The 15,527-nt window shown below is 66.1% G+C and carries 14 protein-coding genes; 3 read left to right on the top strand and 11 right to left on the bottom strand.

The window, feature by feature from the left end:
* Nucleotides 1-49: 49 nt before the first annotated feature.
* The 4 genes from AB1A62_RS00405 to AB1A62_RS00390 form a co-directional block, all read right to left on the bottom strand.
* A complete protein-coding gene (locus AB1A62_RS00405; RefSeq protein ID WP_366659117.1) occupies nucleotides 50-1,132 on the bottom strand; it encodes an extracellular solute-binding protein in 1,083 nt (360 codons plus the stop codon).
* Nucleotides 1,123-2,976, bottom strand: coding sequence for an ATP-binding protein (locus AB1A62_RS00400; RefSeq protein ID WP_366659115.1), 1,854 nt, complete (start codon nucleotides 2,974-2,976; stop codon nucleotides 1,123-1,125). The genes AB1A62_RS00405 and AB1A62_RS00400 overlap by 10 nt, the downstream gene beginning before the upstream one ends.
* 191 nt (nucleotides 2,977-3,167) lie before the next feature.
* Nucleotides 3,168-5,243: a bifunctional sulfate adenylyltransferase/adenylylsulfate kinase gene (locus tag AB1A62_RS00395; RefSeq protein ID WP_366659113.1), complete on the bottom strand. Its 2,076-nt coding sequence runs from the start codon at nucleotides 5,241-5,243 to the stop codon at nucleotides 3,168-3,170.
* Between the two features lie 236 nt (nucleotides 5,244-5,479).
* Complete coding sequence (locus AB1A62_RS00390) at nucleotides 5,480-7,159, bottom strand: adenylate/guanylate cyclase domain-containing protein (protein ID WP_366659111.1); 1,680 nt, start codon at nucleotides 7,157-7,159, stop codon at nucleotides 5,480-5,482.
* A 145-nt stretch (nucleotides 7,160-7,304) separates the two neighbouring features.
* On the opposite strand from AB1A62_RS00390, the gene AB1A62_RS00385 reads away from it, so the two are divergent.
* The gene (locus AB1A62_RS00385) at nucleotides 7,305-8,591 is read left to right on the top strand and encodes a caspase family protein (RefSeq protein WP_366659110.1); all 1,287 of its coding nucleotides are present in this window, start codon (nucleotides 7,305-7,307) and stop codon (nucleotides 8,589-8,591) included.
* A 45-nt stretch (nucleotides 8,592-8,636) separates the two neighbouring features.
* On the opposite strand, the gene AB1A62_RS00380 is transcribed toward AB1A62_RS00385, so the two are convergent.
* Nucleotides 8,637-8,969, bottom strand: a complete 333-nt coding sequence (locus AB1A62_RS00380; protein ID WP_366659108.1) for a ribonuclease E inhibitor RraB — start codon at nucleotides 8,967-8,969, stop codon at nucleotides 8,637-8,639.
* 5 nt (nucleotides 8,970-8,974) lie between these two features.
* Nucleotides 8,975-9,916 (bottom strand): thioredoxin-disulfide reductase, encoded by a 942-nt coding sequence (gene trxB, locus AB1A62_RS00375; RefSeq protein ID WP_366659107.1) that lies wholly within the window; start codon nucleotides 9,914-9,916, stop codon nucleotides 8,975-8,977.
* Nucleotides 9,917-10,156: 240 nt separating this feature from the next.
* Here trxB and AB1A62_RS00370 point away from each other — a divergent pair, with 240 nt between their 5' ends.
* Nucleotides 10,157-10,657, top strand: a complete 501-nt coding sequence (locus AB1A62_RS00370) for an Lrp/AsnC family transcriptional regulator (protein WP_366659106.1) — start codon at nucleotides 10,157-10,159, stop codon at nucleotides 10,655-10,657.
* Between the two features lie 161 nt (nucleotides 10,658-10,818).
* The gene (locus AB1A62_RS00365) at nucleotides 10,819-11,253 is read left to right on the top strand and encodes a CBS domain-containing protein (RefSeq protein ID WP_366659105.1); all 435 of its coding nucleotides are present in this window, start codon (nucleotides 10,819-10,821) and stop codon (nucleotides 11,251-11,253) included.
* A 23-nt stretch (nucleotides 11,254-11,276) separates the two neighbouring features.
* On the opposite strand, the gene AB1A62_RS00360 is transcribed toward AB1A62_RS00365, so the two are convergent.
* From AB1A62_RS00360 to lgt, 5 genes are all read right to left on the bottom strand, one after another.
* Nucleotides 11,277-12,053, bottom strand: coding sequence for a Hint domain-containing protein (locus AB1A62_RS00360; RefSeq protein WP_366659104.1), 777 nt, complete (start codon nucleotides 12,051-12,053; stop codon nucleotides 11,277-11,279).
* Nucleotides 12,054-12,318: 265 nt separating this feature from the next.
* Nucleotides 12,319-12,453, bottom strand: a complete 135-nt coding sequence (locus tag AB1A62_RS00355) for a hypothetical protein (RefSeq protein ID WP_366659103.1) — start codon at nucleotides 12,451-12,453, stop codon at nucleotides 12,319-12,321.
* A gap of 289 nt (nucleotides 12,454-12,742) precedes the next feature.
* Nucleotides 12,743-13,498 (bottom strand): peptidoglycan editing factor PgeF, encoded by a 756-nt coding sequence (gene pgeF, locus AB1A62_RS00350; protein WP_366659101.1) that lies wholly within the window; start codon nucleotides 13,496-13,498, stop codon nucleotides 12,743-12,745.
* Nucleotides 13,495-14,562 carry an SAM-dependent methyltransferase gene (locus AB1A62_RS00345; protein WP_366659100.1) on the bottom strand — a complete coding sequence of 356 codons (1,068 nt, stop codon included), beginning with the start codon at nucleotides 14,560-14,562 and terminating at the stop codon, nucleotides 13,495-13,497. The genes pgeF and AB1A62_RS00345 overlap by 4 nt, the downstream gene beginning before the upstream one ends.
* A complete protein-coding gene (lgt, locus tag AB1A62_RS00340) occupies nucleotides 14,559-15,458 on the bottom strand; it encodes a prolipoprotein diacylglyceryl transferase (protein WP_366659099.1) in 900 nt (299 codons plus the stop codon). Before lgt ends, AB1A62_RS00345 begins: the two co-directional genes overlap by 4 nt.
* Nucleotides 15,459-15,527 lie beyond the last annotated feature (69 nt).

Below are 15,527 nucleotides of genomic sequence, written 5' to 3'. Positions count from 1 at the left end.
AGCGGGGCAGAGGCCGGCATCAGCGCCAGGGCCGCCGCGTCCCGAGGCCTCACAACCCGATTTGAAGCAGCTTCCAGCGGCGGTCGAGATCGCGCTTTTGCTCACCGCTGCGGGGATTGACGAAAAAGAGCCTGCTGCGGAGATCCTGCGGCAGGACAATCTCGGGGATGTGGTAACCGGGATCGCTGATTTCCTGCCGCGAGGACGGAACACTGTTGGTGGCATTGGTGTAGGCCGTCGCCTGGGCCATCATGTCAGGCCGCAGCACATAGTCGATAAGCCGGTGCGCTGCGCCGGTGTCTTTGGCATCGCTGGGAATGACAAACAGGTCGGCCCACAGATTGGCGCCTTCTTTGGGGATGACGTAGTGGTACCTGTCACTATCCTCTTCCAGCCGCGGCGCCAGCCCGTCCGTGCTCCAGGCAATTGCCAGGCAGACTTCTTCGTCCAGCAGCGCGTCGTACTGATCGGAATCGAACGAGCGGACATAGGGCGCGATTGAAGACAGCACGCCGAATGCGGCCTGAAGATCCTGCTCCGAGTGTGACTGCGGATCCAAACCAAGATAGGCAAGCGCTGCCGCCACAACCTCCTCTACCGAATTGACGATCGTAATGCCGCAATCCGCCAGCGCGCGGGCATTGGCGGGGTCGAAGACCAGCGCCCAGCTGTCAAGCGGCGCATCCGGCAGGCGTTCCAGAACCGCGTTCCGGTCAAAGGCGATCCCCGTCGTGCCCCACAGGTAGGGCAGCGCATAGCCTTCAGCCTGCGGAGCAGAGGCCAGAAACATCTTCATCAGCTCACCGTCGATCGCGGCCGCATTCGGAATGCCGGCCAGGCTGATTTCCTGGATTGCTCCGGCATTAACCAGGCGGCCAACAGTTTCGGAGGCGGTCACCGCAAGGTCGTAACCAGTGCCGCGGGCAATCAGGCGCGCCTCTGCCTCATCCGCTTCGCCATAGGTGTCCAGAACAATCCTGGTGCCTGTGGTTTCCTGGAAGCTCTCGACGGTTTCCGGGGCGATGTAGCCGCTCCAGTTGTACAGCCAGACTTCCTTTGTCTCTGCTGCGGCCGGGGCAGCCATAGCGGCTGCAGCGGCGAAAGCCGCAGAAAAGCATGTTGTCAGGCGCATCTTGTGTCCTCCTGAGTGGCGGTTCCGGCTTCCTCCGGCCAGAGACAGGCCAGAGCAGCGGCGAGCGCCGCTTTGTTGACGGGTCTGGCAAGGTAGTCATTCATGCCCGCGTCCAGGCCCTCGGAGCGTTGTTCGCTCATCGCGTTGGCGGACAGGCCGATGACCGGCACCGGCGGCAGGCCTTGCGCCATCTCCCACTCCCGGATCGCCCGGGTGGCGCCCAAGCCGTCCAATTCCGGCATCCGGACGTCCATCAGCACCAGATCCGGTGCCCAGTTTTGCGTCAGCTCCACCGCTTCAAACCCGTTGCCTGCGGTGACGACGGTGCATCCCAGTTTCTCCAGCATTTTGCCCGCGACCATCTGGTTCACTCTGTTGTCGTCAACGACCAGCACTTTCTTGTTGAACGAAGCGCTGACAGGCGCCTGCACAGGGGCTTCGGCAGGCGGCGGGACATCCTCCACCGGAAATTGCAGAATGAACTCCGCGCCTTCCCCTTCCGCGCTTTGCAACGAGATCGTGCCGCCGATCGCCTTTGCGAGGTTCTTCACGATGGCAAGACCCAGCCCGGTGCCGCCGAACCGCGTGGTGGTGGTGGCATCCGCCTGCGCGAATTGCTCGAAAATCCGCTCCTGTGCGTCCGCCGGAATCCCGATCCCGCTGTCTTTCACGGCTATCTGGAGCAGCCGCGTCCCGTCCGGGCCGGGAGCCAATTCCTGCAGCTTCACCTCGACGGCCCCGTTTTCGGTGAACTTCAGCGCGTTGCTGATCAGGTTGACGACGATCTGACGGATCGCTGTGCTGTAGCCCAGCACGTGCCAGCTGCTGACCTGTGGGTCCGCGGTCAGATTCAGGGCGATCCTGGCGCTTTGGGCGCGTGCGGAAAACAGGTCTATGACCTCCAGGCAGGTTGCGCGGACGTTGAACGCCTCAGCCTCAATGTCCAGCTTGCCGGCTTCAGCCTTGGACAGGTCCAGCACATCATTGATAATGCTGAGCAGGGAATTCCCGCTCACGATCATCATGCGGATCATGTGCCTCTGCTTATCGTCAAGCTGGGTGTCGTTCAGCAGCTCCGCCAAGCCCAGAACGCCGTTCAGCGGGGTCCGGATTTCGTGGCTCATCGTCGCCAGGAACACCGACTTCGCCTCTGATGCGGCTTCGGCCTTGCGCCGGTTCGCTTCAATCTCGGCCTGGGCACTGATGATGAACCGCTCCATCGGCAGATGCACGTAACGGCCGGCGACGTAGACGCCAACAGCCCCGATGGCGACAGCCACGAGCGCATAAATCAGCTGCACCTCGGCTGCGATCCGGGCGGTCTGCGCTTCTGCCTCCTTGACCTTCATGAAGACCGGCAGCAGCCGCCTGGACAGGTCCGAGGCCAGCGCGGCGGCCTTGGTATCGGAGGACGCTCCCCGGTCTCTATCCGGGTCTGTGAGAACCTCCGATAGAAACAGGATGTCTTTCAGCTCATGCACAGGATTGAGCGTCGGCTGGGACAGGATTTCCTGAGCTTTCGGGGAAAACGCAGCGAGCGCATCGGCACCGGAAAGCTCTGCCAGCGAGTCGGCGGCAGGTCTGGCGCTGCGGCGGATGCGCCCCCGTGCGATCAGCGCCCTCTGGCTGCCGGGGTCGTTCTTAAGTTCATCAAATGCGAGCGACAGTTCAGCAAGAGAAACCAGAAGCTGGTCCAGCACCCTGGTGTTTTCCACCCGCTTGGCCACGCTCCTCTGCCCGGACAGGGTAACGCAGAAAGCGGCCACCGCAGCGGCCAGCAGGATCGCCAAGGCGATGCCACTGCGCAGCCGGAGGTATCGCCGGGTGATGCGCTGCTGTGTCATTTACACTCCGGTGCGTTAGGGGCGTTGCTAGCAAATGATGCCGGTTTTCAAGAAAGTAAAACCGGGTTTTCATTCTGAAAAGCAAGCATTGAAAATCAATTAAAATGAAATTGATGGTTTGACCGGCTGTGTTCCACAGCAAAACGGCCCGCCGGATGGCGGGCCGTTCTCATTTCTAACTGCCGTCAGGCTCAGGCCTTGATGAGCCCCATGCTTTCCAGCTTCAGCAGAACCTGGTGGGCGCAGTTGTCGACGTCGACGTTTTCGGTCTCGACCGACAGCTCCGGGTTCTGCGGCACGTCGTAGGGGTCGGAGATGCCGGTGAACTCCTTGATCTTGCCTTCGCGGGCCAGTTTATACAGGCCCTTGCGGTCGCGGCGCTCGCATTCCTCGATCGAGGTGGCGACGTGCACTTCGACAAAGGCGCCGAACTGTTCCACGTCCTCGCGCACGGCGCGGCGGGTGGTGGCGTAGGGCGCGATCGGGGCGCAGATGGCGATGCCGCCGTTCTTGGTGATCTCGGAGGCCACATAGCCGATGCGGCGGATGTTGAGGTCGCGGTGCTCTTTCGAGAAGCCCAGCTCGGAGCTGAGGTTCTTACGCACGATGTCTCCGTCCAGCAGGGTGACCGGGCGGCCGCCCATCTCCATCAGCTTGACCATCAGCGCGTTGGCGATGGTGGATTTGCCGGAGCCGGAGAAACCGGTGAAGAACACGGTGAAGCCCTGCTTGGAGCGCGGCGGCTTGGTCTTGCGCAGCTCGGCCACTACCTCGGGGAAGGAGAACCACTCGGGGATCTCCAGGCCTTCGGCCAGGCGGCGGCGCAGTTCGGTGCCGGAGATGTTCAGGATGGTGACGTTGTCGCGGTCGGCGATCTCGTCGTTCGGCTCGTACTGGGCGCGCTCCTGCACATAGACCATGTGTTTGAAGTCGACCATTTCGATGCCCATTTCGCCCTGGAACTCGCGGAACAGGTCCTGCGCGTCATAGGGGCCGTAGAAATCGTCGCCGGCCGAGTTCTTGCCGGGGCCTGCGTGGTCGCGGCCGACGATGAAATGGGTGCAGCCGTGGTTCTTGCGGATCAGGCCGTGCCAGACCGCCTCGCGGGGGCCGGCCATGCGCATCGCCAGGTTCAGCAGCGACATGGAGGTGGTGGCGGCCGGGTACTTGTCCAGCACTGCCTCGTAGCAGCGCACGCGGGTGAAGTGGTCGACGTCGCCCGGTTTGGTCATGCCGACCACCGGGTGGATCAGCAGGTTGGCCTGGGCCTCGCGCGCGGCGCGGAAGGTCAGCTCCTGGTGGGCGCGGTGCAGCGGGTTGCGGGTCTGGAAGGCGACAACCTTGTTCCAGCCGACCTTGCGGAAGTAGGCGCGCAGCTCGTTCGGGGTGTCGCGGCGGGCGCGGAAGTCATAGTGGACCGGCTGCTGGATGCCGGTCACCGGGCCGCCCAGATAGACCTTGCCTGCGGTGTTGTGCAGGTAGTTCACCGCCGGGTGGGCGTCGTCATCGGCACCGAAGACCTTCTCGGCTTCGCGGGCCTTGTTCGGCACCCAGTTGTCGGTGACGGTCATGGTGGCGAGGATCACGCCTTCCTGGTCGCGCAGGGCGATGTCCTGGCCGGCTTCCAGCTTGGACGCGAAGTCTTCGGAGACGTCCAGGGTGATCGGCATCGGCCACAGCGAGCCGTCGGTCAGGCGCATGGTGTCGACGACGCTGTCGTAGTCGGCCTCGGACAGGAAGCCCTTCAGCGGGTTGAAGCCGCCGTTCATCAGCAGTTCCAGGTCGCAGATCTGGCGCGGGGTCAGGTCCCAGCTGACCAGGTCGGCCGCTTCGACCTTCAGTTTCTGGGCGCTTTCATAGGAGACATAAAGCTCGGGAATCGGAGCCAGGTTGCTTTGCATCGGGTTGGTCCTGTGTTTGAGAGGGGGGAGGCCGCTAGCGGAGCCGGTGAGTTCCGCGTGCAGCGCGTTGTATTCTGCGAGCTTGCGGGCAAGGAATTGATCGGTGAGCCGCACTTTTTCCGCGGCGCCCCGGGTGGTCAGCGAATAGGCGAACCGCTGCCGCTTGTCCGGGCCGGGGCGGGCGCTGATGGTGATCAGGCCGCTGTCCGCGGCAGAGCGCAGCAAGGTGTTGAGCCGCCCCAGCGAAATCCCCACCGCCGCGGCGGTTGCGCGCTGCGACGCATCCGGCGCCGTGTCGAGCTGGCGCAGGAGGCGGAACAGCAGGTCTTCGCCGTCCGGGGTGGGTGTGGAAGCGGTGTCGGTCATCGCGGGCAGCAGTACGGTCAGCGGGTTAAAAGTGTGTTCACGCGTGAACGCATTGCATGGTTTGCCGAGGATGCAAAGGGTGAATTGGCCGCAGGCGGCGATTTTCCGCCGCGTTGCAGGGCTGCAACGGCTGCGGGTGGCAGGGCTGCTTGTTCTCCTCCGGCGTGCTGAGCCGGATGGCTGGCTCGGGCCGGGGCGGCGCGGGAAACAGGCGTTTTGCGCTTCGGGCCTTGGGCCTAATGCTGTTCTCCGGCCAGAGTGCGCGGCAGGGCGGCGGCGTGGGGCACGGGCAGGGCGTCCAGCGGCCTGGAAACGCCACGCAGCTGGAAGGTTTCGAGCGCCAGATGCCCCGAATCATATCCTGCGGCCTCCAGCACCCGGGCCGAGATCAGCAGCTCGACGCCCAGCTCTTTGGTCTTGGCCTCCAGTCGGCTGGCGGTGTGGACGCTGCCGCCGATGATGGTGCGCGGCGCGTGGCCTGCGCTGCCGATCTCCCCCAGCACCAGCTCGCCCAGATGCACGCCGATGCCGATGCGGACCTCCGGCTCGCCGTCGGCGGCCAGCTGCGCGTTGAAGTCCTGCAGCGCGGTGCCGATGGCGGCGGCGGCGTCCAGCGCGGCGGCGGCGGAGCGGGCGGGGGTGGGCGCTTCGAACAGCGCCAGCAAGCCGTCGCCGAGGTATTTGTCCACCGTGCCGCCGGCGCTGGTGATGGCGGGCACGATGGCGTCGAAGAAGCGGTTCAGCAGGAACACCACGTCATAGGGCAGCTGGCCTGCGGTGCGGGCGGTGAAGCCGCGCATGTCGAGGAACAGCACCGCCAGCTGCTGTTCGCTGCCCTGGCTGGCATGGGCGCGGCCCTTGCGGCCGTCCGGGCGGAACAGGCGGGTGACGGTCAGCGGCGCCTGCGGGCGGATCTGGCAGGCCAGCCGCATGTTGGCAGGGGCCTTGACCCGTTCCAGGCTGCGGGCCTCGGGCGGTTCCGGGGGCGGCAGGTGCTCGCCGCCCTCATCCACCACCACGCGGCAGGTGGTGCAGCGCCCCTTGCCGCCGCAGAGCGACGTGTGCTGGACGCCGCCCGCCCGCGACATCTCCAGCAGCGTCATGCCGCGCTCGGCCCGGATTTCCGGCCCGAAGGCATAGCGGATGGTGACGGCGCGGCGGCGGCGGATGAGCTTGCGCAGCAGGTAGACGGCGGCGGTGAGGCCGAGCAGCGCAAAGAAGATCGAAAGCCACAGGCGCTCGGTCGCAAACATCTCAGCAAAGGCCTGCTGGCTGGGCCAGTTGAACTCCTCCATCAGGGCGGCGCGTTCGGTGCCTTCGGTAAACAGGCCGTAGATGCGGCGGCCCTCTGTCAGCAGGCCGGCAAAGGCAAAGGCAGGAATGAACACGGCAATGCCCGCCATCCAGGGGATCAGCGGGCGCCACCAGCGGGTGAGCCGCAGCCAGTAATGCAGCCCCATGCAGCCGTGGATCCAGACCGCCAGCAACAGCAGGCTTTGCTGCCAGACCTCGGGCGAGTTCCACATCAGGATGATCTGGTAGGGCATCTCGTCATTGGTGCCGTAGACCTCATGCGAGTAGCGGGTGAAGACCAGATGGGCGAGCAGCTGCAGCGGGATCAGCAGGCCAAGCACGGTTTGCAGCGCCTCGCCCCAGCGCATCCGCAAGCTGCGGCGGCGGGCCAGGTTCCATAGTGCCAGCCCCGCGTGCAGGATCAGGGACGTGCCAAGGATCAGGCTGCCGGTCAGGCTGCGGGTGATGACCTGGCGGGCGTCCTGGAATTCGTCCATCCATTCGGGCGAGATCAGCCCAACGCCGATGTTGAGGAAGTGAAAGAAGGCAAAGGTGAGCAGCACCAGCCCGGTGATGATCCGGGTGCGGGTGATCCAGTTGCCCTGCCAGAGTGCGCTTGCCACGTTGTGCCTTTCTGCCTGCCCGTTCTTTAGCCGGTGCTGCTGCCAAACTGGCCCCGGCGGGCGGGGCGGTCAAGCCAGCGGCTGTCTTGATTGCGCCCTGCGGCCTGTGCCACGGTGGCCGCACATTGGTTTTGCGGGGATAGATATGGCGTTGAATTTCCTGAAGGCATTGCTGCTGGCGGTGCTGCCGCTGGTCTGGTCGGCGCCGCTGGCGGAGGCCGGGCGGCGGATCGCCCTGGTGCTGGGCAATTCGGAGTATCAGAATGCCTCCTACCTGCCCAATGCCGAGCGGGATGCGCGCGATATCGCGGCGGCGCTGCGCGGCATCGGGTTCGAGGTGCATGACGGCTATAACCTGGGCCGCCGGGACACCCTGCGCCTCGCCCAGCAAGTCACCGGCCAGCTGCGGGAGGAGGACACGGCGCTGTTCTACTACTCCGGCCACGGGGTGCAGCTGGGGGCAGAGAATTTCGTGCTGCCGGTCGATGTTGCGGGATCGGATGAGCAGGAGCTGAAGGCGGCGTCGGTGAGCCTGCAGGCGATCCTGCGCGAGATGGAGCTGCGCGCCGGGCGCAATATCATTGTTCTGGACGCCTGCCGCAACAACCCGTTCCAGTCCCGGATGGCGGCGCGCAGCCTGGGCGGCGCGGCGCGGGGGCTGGCCCGGGTGGATGCGGGCGTCGGCTCCTACATCGCGTTTTCCACCCAGCCGGGCAATGTAGCGCTGGACGGCAGCGGCCAGAACAGCCCGTTCACGGCGGCCTTGCTGCGGCACATCACGCGCCACGAGGATCTGCACGCGATGATGCGGCGGGTGCGGGCCGATGTGGTGGCGGAAACCGGCGGCAGCCAGGTGCCCTGGGAAAACTCCTCGCTGATTGACGAGGTCTATCTGGCGGCGCGCGGGCAAGCTGCGCCTGACCCGGCTGCCGGAGCCGGTGCAGCCGTTCAGGCGGTGCCTTCCGGGCAGATCCAGCCGCGGGCGCAGCAGTTTGATTACCGGGTATCCGGCCTGGACCCGAACGGCGACGGGTTTCTGGCGCTGCGCGACGGCACCACCTCCGGCGCGCGGCGGCTGGCCAAGATGGGCGAGGGCACGCGGCTGGCGGTTCTGGCGCAGCGCGGGCGCTGGCTGCGGGTGCGGACCGAAACCGGGCTGGAGGGCTGGGCCCATTCCAACTGGATCCGCAAGGACGCTGCGGCCAGCGCCGCCGCGCCGGTTGCGCAGAACCAGTGCGATGCCCTGTGGTTCCAGCGCAACTCGATCTTTGCACGCCGCGGCTATTGTTTTCAAAGCCCGCGCGGGCAGGCGGCGTTTTCCAACGCCGGATGCATTCCGGGGATGCGTGCGGGTGAGGTGCCGCTGAGCGCGGCGGAACGGGCGGAGGTCAGCAGGCTGAAGGCACAGGAACAGCTGCTGGGCTGCCGCTAGATCCTGCGCCCGCAATCGGCTCCGGAGCCTGCCGCAGAAGCGGGATCAGCCCTCCAGCCCCCAGCCGTCCGGCGCAAACCCGTGCGAGAGGGCCGTGCGGGTGGCCAGTTCCTCGCCGATCCAGATGCCGGTGGCAGAGATGATCTGGTCCGGCAGTGTGGCGGCCAGATAGGCGGGGTCTTCGCCGTCGGCCTCGAAGAACTGGCAGGCGTAGCCTTCGCGGCTCAGCTCCTCGGCCAGCGGGCGCCAGTCGGCGCCGTCGCGGGCGGGGACGAAGAAATAATCCACGTCCGCCGCCTCCGGCAGGCCGTGTTCGGCCTGCAGTTCGTTGAATGCCGCAACGGTTTCAGCCCGCTGCGCGTCGAAATCATGCGGCATCCTCTTTACTCCTGCTCAGCCAGGAAGCGCTCGGCATCGAGCGCCGCCATGCAGCCCATGCCGGCCGAGGTGACCGCCTGGCGGTACTTGTGGTCGGTCAGGTCGCCGGCGGCATAGATGCCGGGGATCGAGGTCTCGGTGGAGCCGGGCTTGACCTTCACATAGCCGCCGTTGTGCAGCTCCAGCACGTCCTTCACCAGTTCGTTGGCGGGGGCGTGGCCGATGGCGACAAAGACACCCTTGCAGGGGATTTCCTTGATTTCGCCGGTCTGCACGTTCTTGACCACGACGCCTTCGACCCCCAGCGGGTTGTCGGTGCCCACCACCTCTTCGAGGGTGTGGAACCACAGGGTCTCGATCTTTTCGTTCTTGAACAGGCGGTCCTGCAGGATCTTCTCGGCGCGCAGCTCGTCGCGGCGGTGGATCAGGGTCACCTTGGAGGCGAAGTTGGTGAGGAACAGCGCCTCTTCCACGGCGGTGTTGCCGCCGCCGATCACCACGATCTCCTGGCCGCGGTAGAAGAAGCCGTCGCAGGTGGCGCAGGCGGAGACGCCGAAGCCCTTGAACTTCTCTTCCGATTCCAGGCCCAGCCATTTGGCGCGGGCGCCGGTGGCCAGAATCACCGCGTCGGCGGTGAAAGTGGTGCCGCTGTCGGCCTTGGCCACGAACGGGCGCACGGAGGTGTCGAGCGAGGTGATGTAGTCGCCGATCACCTCGCAGCCCATCGCCTGGGCGTGCTCCTGCATCTTGATCATCAGGTCAGGGCCCTGCACCTCGGTGAAGCCGGGATAATTCTCGACCTCGGTTGTGGTGGTCAGCTGGCCGCCGGGCTCGATCCCCTGGACCAGGACGGGCTCCAGCATGGCACGGGCGGCATAGACCCCCGCGGTATAGCCGGCAGGCCCGGAGCCGATGATCAGAACCTTGGTGTGGCGCGTCTCGCTCATGTGTGTTCCCCACGTAATGCAGCCTGGCGGGCGTGCCGCCGTCAGGCAATGCATATAGCGGCAGGGCGGGCAGGCTTAAACCCCCAAGGGACTGCATGCCGCGGGATACAAATTTGCCGCACAATTGCGCATTGCGGCTTGCGCGTCCGAGCTGCAAAGAATATTGCGCGGCGATGAAACAATATTGCGCAGCCCGGCGGCGGTGCTATAAGAAACGCAAAGTTCACAGGAGTTTCCGGCATGGTCACAACCCGTCTTGATCCGATTGATCGCAAGATTTTGTCGGAGCTTCAGGCCGATGGGCGGATGACCAATGTCGAGCTGGCCAAGCGGGTCGGCATTTCCGCCCCGCCGTGCCTGCGCCGGGTGCGGGCGCTGGAGGAGGCCGGTCTGATTCACGGCTACCACGCGGATGTGAATTCCCGCGAGCTGGGTTTCGAGGTGCAGGTCTTTGCCATGGTGGGGCTGGAAAGCCAGGCCGAGGCGGAGCTGAGCGCCTTTGAGGAGAAATGCCGCGGCTGGCCTCTGGTGCGGGAGTGCCACATGCTGAACGGCGAGGTGGACTTCATCCTGAAATGCGTGTCGCCGGACCTGAGCACCTTCCAGAGTTTCCTGACCGGCGATCTGCTGACCACCCCGAATGTGGCCAGCGTCAAGACCTCGCTGGTGATCCGCGGCGCCAAGGACGAACCTGGCGTGCCGTTTGAAGTGCTGGAAGAGCGGCTGGCGCGCGAGGCCTGAGCTTCAGCCGCCGCTGGCAGGGGAGCTGATTTGCGGGCTGCCGCTGCGCATCTTGATCCAAGTCATTGACAGAACGGGAAAACCCCGGATGCTGGAAAGGCGGGGCAGGCCGGTGCAATCGGTTTGACCCGGCCGTTGTTCCGCCGACTGGAGGTGCAGCGATGGCAATTGTTCAGCAAATCCTTGATGGCAAGGGCAAGACGCTCCACACGCTTCCGCCCGAGGCGATGGTGGTCGACGCCCTGAAACTGATGTCAGAGCAAGACGTGGGCTCGGTGCTGGTGGTGTCCGGCGGGCAGCTGGCCGGCATCTTCACCGAAAGGCACTATACCCGCAAAGTTTTCCTGGCCGGGAAGACCTCTCCCTCGACACCGCTGGCGGATGTCATGGCAACCGATTTCACCAGCGTTGACCCCGGCCAGAGCGCCGAGGCCTGCATGGCCGTGATGAGCGAGAAGCGGGTGCGGCATCTGCCGGTCCTGAAGGACGGGCAGCTGGCCGGGATCGTCTCGATCGGCGACCTGATGAAGGCGATCATCGAAGAGGAGCATTTCAACGCCGACCAGCTGGTGCGCTACGTCCGCGGCATGAATTGACCGCTGGCGGCGGGGCTGCCTCGTTACAGAATGGCAGGCCCCGGCTGGCTGGCGCTGTCGGCCCTGGGATGGGCCAGCGGGCCGAAGCCCTGGATGCTGTCGGTATGGGCAAACAGGTTCAAAAACAGCGTCTTGATCGCATAGCTTGCCAGTTTCAGCGCATCCGGCCCCGGGTGGTAGGTCTCAAACGCCAGGCCGCCCACGGTGATCACCGCATGGCGCGGCAGGCACAGGTGGTAGAGATCGACCGGCGCCGGCGGCGCGGTTTCAAAGATGCTCATGCCGTCCTGGAATTCCGATGCCAGTGTCAGCAGCTGCCCGTCGCCGCAGCCCTGCATGTGCGGCGGCGTGCGCAGCAGGCGCGCGGCAGGGCCGGCCACCAGGCTGGCTGAGGGTTTCTGCAGGCCCAGGCTGTCGGCCATGAAACTGGTCAGGGTGCAGTTGCGGCTGCCGGAGCGGCCGGGCAGCACGCTGGTGCGGCCGATCCAGAGCAAGGGCTGGCTGCCGCCGTCCCGGGTCAGGATCTCGTCGCCGGGAAACAGGTCCTCGACCGCGATCGGGCCCTGCGCGGTTTCCACCAGCGAGCCGCGGGTGAAGGCGCTGAAGGCGTTCTCGAACAGCGGCAGGGCCGGGGCGATGTGGCGGGTTTCCGAGATGCCGCCGCCGGCCAGCAGGCAGCTGACCTCATAGCGGCGCAGCTGCGGCTTGTTTGCGCTGCGCAGCGCAGCGGGGTCCTGCAGGATTGCAGTGGCCTCGACGGCATTGGCTGCAGCCCTGTGCAGCGACTGGGGGATGGTCATGACAGCAGACCTCTCCTTTCAAACTGCCCGCTTGCATCGGCCCCCACCGGCAACACAGACGTGCTTGAACGATATGATGTGGCCACATTGGCCGGATTTAATTCGAATTGTCAAAAAATCTGAAGCAAACTGGTTAATGCCGGGTCGCGGGCTGACGCGGCATCAGCCGGCCGCGCGAACAGGCCGGTTGGATGCCCCTGCGGTGGCTGGCCGGGCTGGCGCGGCTGCGCCAGGGGTGCCGCCGCAGGGGCATCCGTCCCCGGCGTTAACCCAGTTTGCGCAATCCGCCCTGGTGCAGCGCCTGGCCGCGGCAGCGGCGGGCGGCAACCCAGGGCAGGGTCACGGTTTCGCTCCTGGCGGAGCGGATGATCGAGGCAATGAAACGCTTGTTCATCTTCATGGTCAGTCTGTCCTTCGCCCGGCAGCTGCACCCTGCGTGCCGGGCGGCTGCTGTTTTTATTGGTCTGACCTGTTTATGGGTAATCTTTGCGCCCTGATTATGACCCGCAGGGGGCATTTTCAGCCCCCGCGGGGCATGTTCCGCGCATGGTGCGCAATACGGGCTGATCGTGCCAGCCGGCTGATTTCAAAGGGAAATGCCGACGTGCCTTGAGGGCCGGGCGCGGCAGCAGCCGGGATTGCGGCGGAATTTAACAAAATCCGCCACAATTGCGCTGGTTAACAGGGCCTTAAAGCCGGATGCAGGAAATCAGGCGGCCGTAGTCGGCCTCCTTGGCGTGGGTGGCGCGGCGGTAGGAGAAGAATTTCTCCGCATCGGAATAGGTGCAGTAGCGGCTCCATTCCGCGGCGCCGATGCCGGCCTGGCGCAGCTTGTGGAGGCCGAGGCCGGGCAGGTCGAACAGGTAGCGGTCGCCCTCGCCATTGGCAAAGAAACGGGCGTAGGCGTCGTCCTGCATCATGAAGTCGTCGAAGAACTCCGGGCCGACCTCATAGGCGCGCTGGGAAATGGTCGGGCCGATCACCGCGGCGGTGTTTTCGCGCCGGGCGCCGAGGCCCTCCATCGCGTCCAGCGTTGCCTCCAGCACCCCGTCCAGGGTGCCGCGCCAGCCCGCGTGGGCGGCGCCGATGACGCCGGCCCCGGGGTCGGAGAACAGCACCGGCTGGCAGTCGGCGGTCAGGATCGACAGCGCCAGCCCCGGCACATTGGTGACCATTGCGTCTGCCTGCGGCCGCTCCTGCGACGGCTCTGTCACCACCTGCACATCGGCGCTGTGGACCTGGTGCACGGCGCTCAGGTGTTCCGGCGGAACCTCCATTGCGGCGGCCACGCGGGCCCGGTTGATCCGCACCGCCTCGCGCTGGTCGGTGGAGCCGAGGCCGCAGTTCAGACCCTTGTAGATGCCGGAGGACGCGCCGCCCTTGCGGGTGAAGAACCCGTGCCGCACCCTGCCAAGCAGATCGGACGTGAGAATTTCAAGCGTCATGGGTTCAATCCTGGCAAAGGGGCAGCCCGGGGCGGGCAGAGGCCGAGCACTTTGAACAGGTTTCCCATTTCCTCCGGGTGCGTCAACCGCCGATGTGCGGCGATCAGGGAGTCCAGCGCCGCGTCCTGCAGCGGGGCGGCCAGGGCGCGGGCGCGGTCGGTGATGCCGAGCCGTTCCAGGAACACGCCTTGGGGGGTGAGGCGGGTAAAGGCGCAACCTGCGGTTTTTGCAGCCATTGCCAGCGCCTCGAAATCCACATGCGCCGTCAGATCGGCCTCGCCGGGGGTCTGCAGCGGATCGGCGGGTTCATGCGCGCGCAGGGCCTGCAGGGTGTCCCCCAGCGCCCGCCAGTCGCCGTAGTCCACGATCAGCGCGGCGCCGCCATGGGCAGCGATTCGGGCGGCGATGGACTGGGTGACCGGGGCGGCGGCTTCGCAGATCTCGACCACATCGCCGTCCCGGGTGTCGGCCAGCCGGTGGTCCAGCGCAGACTGCGGCGCAGCGGGGCTGAGGCCGAAGCTGAGGGCGCCGTCCTGCAGGCCGATGCGCTTCTCGCTCCAGCCGTCGCCTGCGCGGATGAACTGGCGGATGGGCAGCGCATCGAAGAACTCGTTGGCGACCAGGAACAGCGGCTGATCGGGCAGGGCATCCACGGTGTCCAGCCATTGGGGCGCGTAGCCGTCCAGCGCCTTGGCCTGGGCCGTGCGCAGGGCGGGGGAGGCCTCGACCAGATGGATCCGCATGGCGGCGTGGAAACCGGGCACGCCGCGGGTGGCGCGCAAGAGGTCCGCCATCAGGGTGCCGCGGCCGGGGCCGAGTTCCGCCAGCGTGAAGGGGGCGGGCGATCCCTGGTCGAGCCAGGCCTGGGCGAGGGCGAGGCCGAGAAGCTCGCCGAACATCTGGCTGATTTCCGGCGCGGTGGTGAAATCGCCCTTGGCGCCCAGCGGGTCGCGGGTGGTGTAATAGCCGAACTGCGGGTGCAGCAGGCAGTCGGCCATGTAATCCGCCACCGACATCGGGCCATCGGCGCGGATGCGGGCGGTCAGGTGGTCGCTGAGACTCATGCCGCGCTCCGGGCCGGGTGGCGGGCGCGGATCAGGAACCAGAGGCCGATCGCGATCATCGGCAGCGACAGCGCCTGGCCCTGGGTCAGGCCGATGCCGTCGATGTGCCAGGCCAGCCCCAGCGGGTTGCCGGGGGTGACGAACTGGGCGTCCGGCTGGCGGAAGAATTCAACGATGAAGCGGGCCAGCCCGTAGCCGGCCAGGAACACGCCCAGCAGGCGGCCCGGGCTGTGGAAGGCATTGCGGCGCCAGGCGAGATACAGAAGGAGGGCGCCAAGGATCAGCCCCTCCATCAGCGCTTCATAAAGCTGCGAGGGGTGGCGGGCGCAAAGCTCCCCCAGGGCCTGGCCGCAGTCCTGCGCCGCCGGGCCGGGGAAGGCGACGCCCCAGGGCTGGTCCGTCGGGCGGCCCCAGAGCTCTGCGTTGACGAAATTGCTGAGCCGTCCCAGCAGCAGGCCGGGCGCCACGGTGTGGGCGACCAGATCGGCGATCTGCAGTTTCGGAATGTTGTGGCGCGCGGCATAGATCAGCGTTGCCAGGACCACGCCGATGAGGCCGCCGTGAAAGGCCATGCCGCCCTGCCAGATCTTCAGGATCTCCACGGGGTTCGCCAGGTAATAGGCGGGCTGATAGAACAGCACGAAGCCGAGCCGCCCGCCCGCAATCACGCCGAGGATGATCCAGGTCAGCAGATCCTCGACCTGCTGCGGTTTCATCGGCGGCTGGTTTGCGGGCCACAGCGCGGGGCGGCGCAGCGCCACGACGGCCAGGCGCCAGGCAATGACGATGCCCGCGATATAGGCCAGCGCGTACCAGCGCAGGGCGAACTCGAAGGAGCCGATGGCGATCGAGAAGATCTCGGGCGAGAGGTCGGGGAATTGGATCATGGCCTGCATGTGCGTCTGAATGCCTCTGCTCTCCGGGGGAAGTCAACGGCTTGCAGCCGGGCGTGTGCTTGCCCATAT

It is taken from the genome of Leisingera sp. JC11, from assembly GCF_040704725.1.
GTDB lineage: Bacteria > Pseudomonadota > Alphaproteobacteria > Rhodobacterales > Rhodobacteraceae > Leisingera.
The sequence above is the reverse complement of the archived record's forward strand: the minus strand, read 5'-3'. Positions and strand labels throughout refer to the sequence as shown.